This window comes from Thiolapillus sp. (genome assembly GCF_048562965.1).
Classification (GTDB): Bacteria; Pseudomonadota; Gammaproteobacteria; order Chromatiales; family Chromatiaceae; genus Thiolapillus; species Thiolapillus brandeum_A.
In genome coordinates this window covers 1-1,475 of the sequence record NZ_JBHNMF010000742.1, presented here as the reverse complement: position 1 = coordinate 1,475, position 1,475 = coordinate 1, and the positions used below count along the sequence as shown (strand labels likewise).

The 1,475-nt window shown below is 53.9% G+C and carries 2 protein-coding genes; both read left to right on the top strand.

Going from position 1 to position 1,475, the window contains the following annotated elements:
* Positions 1–271 precede the first annotated feature (271 nt).
* The gene (locus ACOCD2_RS19705; RefSeq protein ID WP_293675176.1) at positions 272–766 is read left to right on the top strand and encodes a transposase; all 495 of its coding nucleotides are present in this window, start codon (positions 272–274) and stop codon (positions 764–766) included.
* A 32-nt stretch (positions 767–798) separates the two neighbouring features.
* Complete coding sequence (locus tag ACOCD2_RS19700) at positions 799–1,437, top strand: DDE-type integrase/transposase/recombinase (protein ID WP_374114972.1); 639 nt, start codon at positions 799–801, stop codon at positions 1,435–1,437.
* The last annotated feature ends 38 nt before the right edge of the window (positions 1,438–1,475 follow it).

The following is a 1,475-nucleotide window of genomic DNA, read 5'->3' as shown; positions in this document are numbered from 1 at the left end:
ACCTGCCGTTACCGACACGCACGCAAGACTCGGTTACTCTCTCCCGGCCAGGTTTGAGAGGCGGGCCTTTCACCCACTTGGAAAGCACACAGCTTTCAGGACGCACGCCCGAATATTTCATCCGTTTGCTGTTTTTTAACGCCAGAGGGGAAGCAAAGTAGGCGTCCAAACGTGGCGTCCAGTCATTGGGAGGCCCCCTCTGTCAGGATACTTGTCCACCCAGTAGAATGGGACTTCAATAATCATTGAGAGTGGGCAGAGAGAGTAGGAAATGAGTTACCCGAGAGAGCGGAAAGAAGCGGTTCTGAAGAAGATGCTTCCGCCGAACAACAAAACGATCCCTGAGATATCAAAAGAAGAAGGGATCAGCGAAGGGACACTGTACAACTGGAGAAAGGCCGCCCGTGCTGAAGGTCGTTTGATGCCGGATGGAGATACCACGCCAAAGGGCTGGTGTGCAGCTGATAAGTTTGCAGCGGTTGTCGAGACGGCTTCAATGAATGAAGCCGAGGTTTCAGCTTACTGTCATGAGCGAGGGCTGTATGCCGAACAGATCAGCGAGTGGCGAGCCGCGTGTGAGCAGGCGAATGACTGGGAGCGCCATCAAAACAAACAATTGAAAGCTATCCGCAAGGCGGATGAGAAGCGGGTCAAGGAGTTGGAGCGGGATCTCAAACGGAAAGAGAAGGCGCTGGCAGAAACCGCTGCCTTATTGGTGCTAAGAAAAAAAGCCCAGGCGATCTGGGGGGGCACAGAGGAAGAATGATCAATGTCCCAGATCGCCGTAGAGCTGTTGAATTGATCAATGAAGCCGTAGAGGCTGGTGCGTCAAAGAAGAAAGCCTGTAGTGAACTAGAGATCAGTTCGCGCACCTATAGGCGCTGGACCCAGTACGGCAGTGTCAAAGCCGATGGCCGCCCAGACGCAGAACGCCAGGCGCCTGCGAACAAGCTGACGCCAGAGGAACGACAACAGATTCTGAAGACCTGCAACGAGGCAGCGTATCAGAGCCTTCCTCCGTCACAGATCGTACCGGCATTGGCTGATGAAGGGATCTATATCGCATCAGAATCGAGCTTTTACCGGATAATGATACACCACCGCGGGAAAGACCAGGCCCCGAGGAAAGTCGCGAAACCAGCCGCTTACAAGGCAGCGGGGCCGAATGAAGTCTGGAGTTGGGACATTACGTTCCTGGCGACCACCGTAACGGGGTTGTTCTATCGGCTCTACCTGGTGATGGATATTTACAGTCGCAAGATTGTAGGCTGGGAAATTCATGAAAACGAAACAGCTGAGAATGCCTCGCTGTTGATCCGCAAAGCCTGTCTGGCGGCGGGTGTCAGTGAGAGGGGCTTAGTTCTACTTTGTCATATTTCCCCACCCCTCCGCCGACAGGATTCTGTGGCAGCCTGTCGTCGCCGGTGTCGCTCTTGAATAAGTCTGGCGAGTTGTTTGGGTGTAGGTTCTGGCTT